This window comes from Mesorhizobium sp. M2C.T.Ca.TU.002.02.1.1, assembly GCF_003997225.1.
Genome location: NZ_RZTO01000197.1, coordinates 1 through 8,562 on the forward strand (window position 1 = coordinate 1; position 8,562 = coordinate 8,562).

Consider the following 8,562-nt stretch of genomic DNA (forward strand, 5'->3'; position numbering starts at 1 on the left):
GCGGCGACCGGAGATTGTTGATGACGCTTGCCAGCCCCACCGATGCCAGAACCGCGAGGACCGCTGGTCTGCTGCCTACGGGCCACCCGGCGGTAAAGCGGGGCAAGGTCGGCGTCATGCTGATCAATCTCGGCACACCCGATGGGATCGAATTCGCGCCGATGTGGCGGTATCTCAGGGAATTCCTCTCCGACCCGCGCGTCATCGAGCTCAACAAGGCGATCTGGTATCCGATCCTTTACGGTCTGGTCCTGACCACCCGGCCGAAAAAGTCCGGCGCCAACTATGCCAGGATCTGGAACCGGGAAAAGAACGAGTCGCCGCTGCGCACGTTCACCCGCGCTCAAGGCGAGAAGCTGGCCGCTGCGCTCGCCGACCTGCCCGACGTGGTGGTCGACTGGGCCATGCGCTACGGCAATCCTTCGACGGCAAGCGTCGCGCAAAGACTGGTCGAGCAGGGCTGCGACCGCATTTTGTCATTCCCGCTATATCCGCAATATTCAGCAACAACGACGGCAACCGCCAACGACCAGTTGTTCCGCGCGCTGATGAAGATCAGAAACGCGCCGGCGATCCGGAGCGTGCCGCCCTATTACGACGAGCCGGTCTATATCGACGCGCTCGCTCACTCGATCGAGCGGCATCTTGGGACGTTGGACTTCAAGCCGGAGATGGTTATCGCGTCCTATCACGGCATACCGAAGCCTTATTTCGAGAAGGGCGACCCCTACCATTGCCATTGCCTCAAGACGACGCGGCTGCTGCGGGAAAGGCTCGGCTGGGACGAGAAGAAGCTCATCACCACCTTCCAGTCGCGTTTTGGCGCGCAGGAATGGCTGCAGCCCTATACCGACGTCACGGTCGAAAAGCTTGCCAAGGACGGCATCAAGTCGATCGCGGTCGTCAATCCCGGCTTTTCCGTCGATTGCATCGAGACGCTGGACGAGATCGGCCGCGAAGCCGCCGAAACCTTCCATCACGCCGGCGGCAAGAACTTCGCCCACATCCCCTGTCTCAACGACAGCGACGAAGGGATGGCGGTGGTCGAAGCGCTGGTCCGGCGCGAGCTTTCCGGCTGGGTGTGACCGACTTCACCGACAGCTCGAAACCGGTGCGCAAAACCCGCCGCTAACCAATATCAGAGCATGATGCCGAAAAGTGTGCAGCGGTTTTCGGACGACATCATGCTCTTTCTATTGACCTGGAGCCGGATGATTTCAGGTCGATTCGGCCTGAAATCATCCGGCTCTGGTGATCACCTGATTGTAACGTTGCGGAAACACACTTAAGTGATTCCGTGAGGTCGCCGCCTTTGAGGGAGAAGTGAAATGGGCTTCAGCGGTTTCGATATTGCCATCATTGTTCTTGTTTTCCTGGTCATCATCCTGCTTTTCAAGGGCATCAAGACGGTGCCGCAAGGTTACAACTACACAGTGGAGCGCTTCGGCCGCTACACCAAGACGCTGACCCCTGGCCTCAACATCATCAACCCGATCTTCGAGCGCATCGGCGCCAAGATGAACATGATGGAGCAGGTGCTCGACGTTCCCAGCCAGGAGATCATCACCCGCGACAACGCCATCGTCGGCGTCGACGGCATCGCCTTCTTCCAGATCCTCAACGCGGCACAGGCTGCCTACCAGGTCTCCGGCCTGCAGAACGCCATCCTCAACCTCACCATGACCAACATCCGCACCGTCATGGGCTCGATGGACCTCGACGAGTTGCTGTCCAACCGCGACGCGATCAACGAGCGGCTGCTGCGTGTCGTCGACGAGGCGGCGCACCCGTGGGGCATCAAGATCACCCGCGTCGAGATCAAGGACATCAACCCGCCGGCAAATCTGGTGGAATCGATGGGCCGCCAGATGATGGCCGAACGCGACAAGCGCGCCCAGATCCTGGCCGCCGAAGGCCTGAAGCAGTCGCAGATCCTCGAAGCCGAGGGCCGCAGGGAAGCCGCCTTCCGCGACGCCGAGGCGCGCGAGCGTTCGGCCGAGGCCGAAGCCAAGGCGACGCAGGTCGTGTCGGAAGCCATCGCCAAGGGCGACGTGCAGGCGATCAACTACTTCGTCGCGCAGAAATACACCGAGGCCTTGGCCAAGATCGGCTCTTCGAGCAACAACAAGATCGTGCTGATGCCGTTCGAGGCCTCGTCGCTGATCGGCTCGCTCGGCGGCATCGGCGAGATCGCCCGCGAAGTCTTCAAGGGCGACGGCCCGTCCGGCACGCCGCGGCAGGGCTCGCGTCCGCCGGTCGTGCGGCAGACCGACAGTTGAGGTGACCGCCGCAATTCCAGGGTGACACGGTTTTCCGTCCGGAATTGCGGCAAACAGAGAAATAGGACGGTTCCTCGTTTCCGTGAAACGAGGAACTGCTCCGGGTGGGAGAACATCGATGATCGACCGCATCGTTTCGGAACTCGGACCGTGGAACTGGATGGTTCTCGGCATCGTGCTCCTGGTGATGGAAGTCGTGGCGCCAGGCGTGTTCATGCTGTGGATCGGCATTGCCGCGCTGATCATCGGCGCCGTGTCGCTGGCGATCTGGGACGCGGCCTTCTGGACCTGGCAGGTCCAGGTCCTGGCCTTCCTCGTGCTGGCCGTCGTCTCGGCCTATGTCGGCCGGCAGATCGCCGTCAGCCGGCAGGGCAGCGTCGACCAGCCGCTGCTCAACCGCCGCGGCGCGCAGATGGTCGGCCGCACGGCGACGCTGGCCGAGCCGATCAAGAACGGCCGCGGCCGCATCCGGCTCGGCGACACGCTGTGGCGCGTATCCGGTCCGGACCTGCCGGTCGGCGCGCAAGTGCGCGTGACCGGAGCGGCGGATACCGATCTGGAGCTGACCGTAGAGGCGATTTGATCGAGGACGCGTGCGGGGTGGCTTGAGGCGGGGACAGTCCGCTTTAAGCCGCGCCGATGCGCAGCAGGTCGTGGAAGTGAACCACGCCCACCGGCAGTTTGTTTTTGATCACGACCAGCGCGCCGATATTGTGCTCGTTGAGCATGGCGATCGCCGTGCCCGCCAGCGTCTGCGGATCGATCGTCTTGGGCGTGCGGGTCATGACCTCGTCGACGGTGACGTCGGCCAGATTGCGATGCAGATTGCGCGCGACGTCGCCGTCGGTGACGATCCCGACCAGCTTGCCGCTTGCATCGACGATGCAGACGCAGCCGACTTTCTTCTGCGACAGCGTCATCACTGCTTCCGGCATCTTGGTGCCGAGCAGGGCGAGCGGCACCTGATCGCCGGTTCGCATGATCTCCGACACCCGGGTCAGATTGGCGCCAAGCTGCCCGCCAGGGTGCAAGGTTCGGAAATGATCCGGCGTGAAGCCGCGCGCCTCGAGCAGCGCTATCGCCAGCGCGTCGCCCATGACGAGTTGGAGCAGCGTCGATGTCGTCGGCGCCAACCCGTGCGGACAGGCCTCAGGCACGACCGGCAGCAGCAAAACCACATCCGCCGCCCTTGCCAGCGCCGAAGTTTCGCCCGAGGTGATGGCGATTAGCGGGATGGAGAAGCGCCTCGAATAGGCGACGATGCCCATCAGTTCCTTGGTCTCGCCAGACCACGACATGGCGATGATGGCGTCGTCCCTGGCGATCATGCCGAGATCGCCGTGATTGGCCTCCGCCGAATGGACGAAGAAGGCCGGCGTGCCGGTCGAGGCGAGCGTTGCGGCGATCTTGGCGCCGATATGGCCGCTCTTGCCGACACCAGTGACGATAACGCGGCCTTCGATCCGCGAGATCAGGTCGATCGCGGTGGCAAAAGGCTCGGACAGCCCGTTTGCGAGAGCGGCGGCAAGGGCCGCCACGCCGGCCTGCTCCGTCGCCACCGTTCTCAGCGCCGATTCGATCGCAGCCTGCCTGTCCGGCTGCTTTCTTTCTGGGGACCCCGCATGCATGGGCGAAGCGATTAGCGCTTTGCCGCGCCCCTGTCCAACGGAATTGCCAAGGCTTCGGATTGGAGGGGCTCCGAGGCGGCTCTCTCAACCCTCCGTTAACCATCCGCATTTACGGTTCGGTAAGTATGGCGCAACCGCGCCGCGCAAGCAGTGGTGACGATGTCCGGGGGCCAGCCTGAAACGAAAATCGGTCGGAAGGGCATTGCCGTTGCAGCACTGCTGCTGACGGCAAGCGCGCTTGCCCTGCTGCGTCCGGCGCCTGCATTTTCGCAGGAAACCGAGCTGCGCGGCGAGGTCTCCGAATCGGCCATACTCGCCGACCAGCAGCGCAAGGCGAGGCAGTTGCGGGCGCAAGGGTCGCTGGATCAGACACCGCCTGCGACCGCGGCCGCCCAGGACTCGGCACCGACGATCTATCAACCGGCAAGCCCCGGTGCCGTTCCCGATGACGATCAGACGGCGGGCGCGACGGACAGCATCTTCGACCAGCCCCAGGCAACGGACGATCCGCTGGCCGATACGACGAAGCCGGCAAAACCGCGCCGGCCCTCGACGGCCGCTCAGCGTGCTCAGGACGCCAAGACCGACACCAAGGCGAATACCAAGGCCGCCGACAAGAAGAAGGCCAAGAAGAAAGCGAGCGAGGCTACCGACAGCACCACCACTGCCGCGACCGCCTCCACAGGCGACAAGGCTGACGCGGCAGCGGCCGAGGACGACGGCAGCAATCGCCGCGCCGTCACCATCGACAGCGTCGACAAGCAGAAGCTCGACCCGGGCCAGGAGCGCACCGGATCGATCGATGGACAGAAGGTCAAGCCGGAGGAAGATCCCTTCGCTGCTCCCGGTGTCAAGGTCGGCACCTTTGTGTTCCGGCCAACGCTGGAGCAAGGCTTCACCGCGACGTCCAATGCCGATTCCAGCAGCACCGGCAAATCCGCGGTTCTGTCCGAGACGGCGCTGCGTTTCACCGCAACTTCCGACTGGCGCGAGAATTCGGCTCTGATCACCGGCTACGGCCAGTTCCGCAACACCGTCTCGGGCGAAAAGATCAACGATGCGCAGGGCCGCATCGAAGGCCAGCTCAATGTCGATCTCGACAACGAGCTGCGCGCCATCGCCAAGCTCGGCTATGAGGCAGCACCGGAATCGGCGTCCTCGCCGGATGCGATCACCGGCGTCACCTCGCAGCCGCTGCGCCAGACCGTGGACGGCAGCCTGGGTCTTGAAAAGAGTGTCGGCAAGATGCGTTACGCGCTGACCGGCGCGGTCTCGCATGACTTCTACGGCGACGCCAATCTCTCAAACGGCACCACGGTCTCGCAGAAGGATCGCAACAACACGCTCTACACCGCCACTTTGCGCACCGGCTATGAGATCTCACCGGCGCTCACGCCCTTCACGGAAGTCGAAGTCGGCCGCAGGGTCTATGATCAGCGGCTCGATACCGACGGCTTTGAACGCTCTTCGAAGCGGCTCGGGGCTCGCGCCGGCGTCGAGCTCGATATGGGTGAGAAGCTATCGGGTGAATTCTCCGTCGGCTGGTTGCGCGAGGCGCTCGACGACAGTCGCCTCCCGGCAATCGCCGGGCCGTCCATCAATGCCGACCTCAAATGGTCGCCCGAGCGCGGCACCATCATCGGGCTCACCGGCAAGACCGATGTCGAGACCACCACGACGGCGGGCGAGAGCGGCGATATCCTCTACTCCGGCCGTCTGACCGGCGAGCGCCAGATCCGCGCCAATCTGACGGCGAACTCGGCGCTTGGCCTCGACTGGCGCGATTACACCGGCTCCGACGGCCACGATCTGATCCTGAGCGCCGAGGCCGGGCTGACCTGGTGGCTGAACCGCTATGCCGGCCTCACCACCAGAGTGCGGACGGAGAAGCTGACCAGCAACCTGCCTGGACGCGACTATACGGCCAACAGCGTCTATCTCGGACTGAAGGTCCAGCGCTGAAGCCATTCGCGAGCCAAGCCGGAACCCCACATTCAGGCCCGTCGGCAAAGATTCGCCGTCGGATCCCGAACCGCGCTAAAAGTCCACGAAATGGAACCTGTCCACGTCGACCATGCCGCGGTCGGTGATCTTCAGGTGCGGGATCACCGGCAAGGGCAGGAAAGCGATCTGCAGGAACGGCTCCTCGAGCGTCGAGCCAAGCTCTTTCGCCGCGGCGCGCAACAGTTTGAGCTTGCCGCGCACTGTGTCGTAGCTGTCGAGGCTCATCAGTCCGGCTATGGGCAAGGCGATCTCGGCAAGCACCTCGCCACCGCCCACCACCACGAATCCGCCCTCGATCTCGGCCAGCCGGTTCACGGCGACGATCATATCGGCATCGTTCACGCCGACCGCGCAGATGTTGTGGCTGTCGTGGCCGACGGTCGAGGCGATCGCACCGCGCTGCAGGCCAAAACCCTTGACGAAGCCCGCCGACACATGCCCGTTGCGTCCGTGACGTTCAACCACCGCCACCTTGATGACGTCCCGGGCCGTGTCGACCAAGGTCTGACCGCCGGCCTGCGGCAGCTTCAAGCGCAGATGCTCCGTGATGATCTTGCCCGGCACGACGCCGATGACGGGAGCCTCCCGGCTTGAGGGCACTGCGAGATCGCTGACGCCGATCGGTCCGACCCTCACGCTCCGGCGGCCGACTGGCTCGACCAATTTGCGCCTGTCGAACAGCTCGGGGGTTACGAGACGCCCGGCCGAGAAGACCGTTTGCGCATGGCAGCCCTCCAGCGAATCCAGCACGACGATGTCGGCACGCCAGCCAGGCGCGATGAGACCGCGATCCTTCAGGCCGAAGGCGCGCGCCCCCGAAATGCTGGCCGCGCGATAGATCGCCAGCGGCTCGACGCCCCTCGATATCGCGTGGCGGATCATGTAGTCGAGATGCCCATGCTCGGCGATGTCGAGCGGATTGCGGTCGTCCGTGCATAGCGCGATGAAGGGCGAAAAGCGTTCGGTGATGATCGGGATCAGGCTGTCCAGATCCTTCGATACCGACCCTTCGCGCACCAGGACATGCATGCCCTTGGACAGCTTCTCGCGCGCCTCGTCGGCCGTCGTGGTCTCATGGTCCGTCCTGATGCCGGCGGCGAGATAGCCGTTCAGAGGCTTGCCGCGCAGCAGTGGCGCGTGCCCGTCTATATGGCCGCCCTGGAACGCTTCGAGCTTGGCCATGCAGGTCGGGTCTTTCGCCAGCACGCCGGGATAGTTCATGAACTCGGCCATCCCGATCACCTTGGGATGGCCCCGGAACGGCAGGAGGTCTTCGATGTCGAGCCTCGCCCCGGAGGTCTCCAGATGTGTTGCCGGCACGCAGCTGGAGAGCTGCACGCGCACATCCATGACCGTCTGCTGGGCACAGTCGAGGAAATAGCGGATGCCGGTGGCGCCCAGGACGTTGGCGATCTCGTGCGGATCGCAGATTGCCGTGGTCACGCCACGTGGCAGCACGCAACGGTCGAACTCGAACGGCGTCACCATCGAGGATTCGATGTGAAGATGGGTGTCGATGAAGCCGGGCACCAATACCTGCCCGGATACGTCGATTTCGGTCCTGCCCTCGTAGCTTTCGCAAGTGCCGACGATCCGGTCGCCACAAATCGCGACATCGCCCGATATCAGTCCGCCCGAGACGAGGTCAAGGAAGCTTCCGCCCCTGAGCACGATGTCGGCGGGTTCGCGCCCGGAGCCCTGGTCGATGCGCCGTTCCAGTTCGCTGCCCATCATGTCACCCCGATCCGCGCATGCCCATATTGGCGAGCACCCGATGCTCGATAAGCACGACAATCTGGTAAAGAGCGACCGACAATATGACGGAGACCGCCGCGACGGTCCAAATCATACCGTAGTCGAGATAGCCGCGCGACTGGTTGAGCAGGTTGCCGAGTCCCTTGCCCGTGGCAAGCCACTCGGCGATCATGACGCCGAGAAGCGCGCGGGGCACCGTCAGCCGCGTCGCCGCGAAAAGATAGGGCATGGCCGACGGAATGCTGATCAGCCTGAGCTCCGTCCATGCGCCCGCGCCATAGGCCTTGGGTAGGTCGAGCGCCGCGCGCGGTGTCATCTTCATACCTTGCGCGAGCGTGATGAAGGCCGGAAAGAACGTCACCGAAATGGTGATGACCAGCGTCACCAGCCAACCGCGTCCAAGCAGCAGCACGAACAGTGGAATGGTGGCGATCAGCGGCATGGTCTGCGAAAACAGCGCCACCGGCATCAGCGCGCGGGTGACGTTGGGCAGCATTCGGCTGGACACCGCCAGCGCAAAGGCAGAGGCAAGGCCGGCGACCATGCCGAGGATCGTGATTGGCAACGTTTGGCTCATCGCCGCCAGCAGGCGCGTCTGAGCCTGCGGCGAGACGGTCGAGAAGAACAGATAGTCGGCCACGTCCCAGGGCGTCTTGCCGATCATCTGGGGAACGCCGAGCACCCTGATGAAGGCCCACCACAGCGCGAACGGAAGCGCGATCGACCCGAGCGACAGTGCCAGGCCTGTCCATCGGCTGCCTGCCCTTGCGGGGGCGGGCGGCAGCGACGTCGTCATCGTCACCGCCTTCGATGCGCCGGTGACACGTGCCGAAATCAGCCCCAGCGTGAAATAGGCGATGCCGGCGATGGCCGTCGCGGCGAGGCCGATGCCCCAT

General features: G+C 64.0%; 7 protein-coding genes. 4 read left to right on the top strand and 3 right to left on the bottom strand.

Annotation, left to right across the window (positions count from 1 at the left end):
• The first annotated feature begins 20 nt into the window (after nucleotides 1–20).
• The 3 genes from hemH to EOD07_RS13165 all read left to right on the top strand — a co-directional run bounded on the left by hemH (nucleotide 21) and on the right by EOD07_RS13165 (nucleotide 2,862).
• The gene (hemH, locus tag EOD07_RS13155; protein WP_127235758.1) at nucleotides 21–1,085 is read left to right on the top strand and encodes a ferrochelatase; all 1,065 of its coding nucleotides are present in this window, start codon (nucleotides 21–23) and stop codon (nucleotides 1,083–1,085) included.
• Between the two features lie 243 nt (nucleotides 1,086–1,328).
• Entirely contained in the window at nucleotides 1,329–2,279 is a 951-nt protein-coding gene (locus EOD07_RS13160; RefSeq protein ID WP_073988137.1) for an SPFH domain-containing protein, read from the top strand.
• A 118-nt stretch (nucleotides 2,280–2,397) separates the two neighbouring features.
• The gene (locus tag EOD07_RS13165; protein WP_073988138.1) at nucleotides 2,398–2,862 is read left to right on the top strand and encodes an NfeD family protein; all 465 of its coding nucleotides are present in this window, start codon (nucleotides 2,398–2,400) and stop codon (nucleotides 2,860–2,862) included.
• A 43-nt stretch (nucleotides 2,863–2,905) separates the two neighbouring features.
• Here the strand turns inward: EOD07_RS13165 and EOD07_RS13170 are convergent, their stop codons facing one another.
• Entirely contained in the window at nucleotides 2,906–3,907 is a 1,002-nt protein-coding gene (locus EOD07_RS13170; RefSeq protein WP_040990064.1) for a KpsF/GutQ family sugar-phosphate isomerase, read from the bottom strand.
• 159 nt (nucleotides 3,908–4,066) lie between these two features.
• Between EOD07_RS13170 and EOD07_RS13175 the strand changes: the two genes are divergently transcribed.
• The gene (locus EOD07_RS13175) at nucleotides 4,067–5,869 is read left to right on the top strand and encodes an outer membrane beta-barrel protein (RefSeq protein WP_164772221.1); all 1,803 of its coding nucleotides are present in this window, start codon (nucleotides 4,067–4,069) and stop codon (nucleotides 5,867–5,869) included.
• Between the two features lie 75 nt (nucleotides 5,870–5,944).
• Here the strand turns inward: EOD07_RS13175 and ade are convergent, their stop codons facing one another.
• Nucleotides 5,945–7,642: an adenine deaminase gene (gene ade, locus EOD07_RS13180; protein ID WP_127235761.1), complete on the bottom strand. Its 1,698-nt coding sequence runs from the start codon at nucleotides 7,640–7,642 to the stop codon at nucleotides 5,945–5,947.
• Nucleotides 7,643–7,646: 4 nt separating this feature from the next.
• The coding region (locus tag EOD07_RS13185; protein WP_127235759.1) for an ABC transporter permease subunit at nucleotides 7,647–8,562 on the bottom strand (916 nt) is incomplete at its 5' end.

Coding starts and splice junctions, on each gene's coding strand:
- hemH (WP_127235758.1), top strand. CDS start 21: ATGACGCTTGCCAGCCCCACCGATGCCAGAACCGCGAGGACCGCTGGT.
- EOD07_RS13160 (WP_073988137.1), top strand. CDS start 1,329: ATGGGCTTCAGCGGTTTCGATATTGCCATCATTGTTCTTGTTTTCCTG.
- EOD07_RS13165 (WP_073988138.1), top strand. CDS start 2,398: ATGATCGACCGCATCGTTTCGGAACTCGGACCGTGGAACTGGATGGTT.
- EOD07_RS13170 (WP_040990064.1), bottom strand. CDS start 3,907: ATGCATGCGGGGTCCCCAGAAAGAAAGCAGCCGGACAGGCAGGCTGCG.
- EOD07_RS13175 (WP_164772221.1), top strand. CDS start 4,067: ATGTCCGGGGGCCAGCCTGAAACGAAAATCGGTCGGAAGGGCATTGCC.
- ade (WP_127235761.1), bottom strand. CDS start 7,642: ATGGGCAGCGAACTGGAACGGCGCATCGACCAGGGCTCCGGGCGCGAA.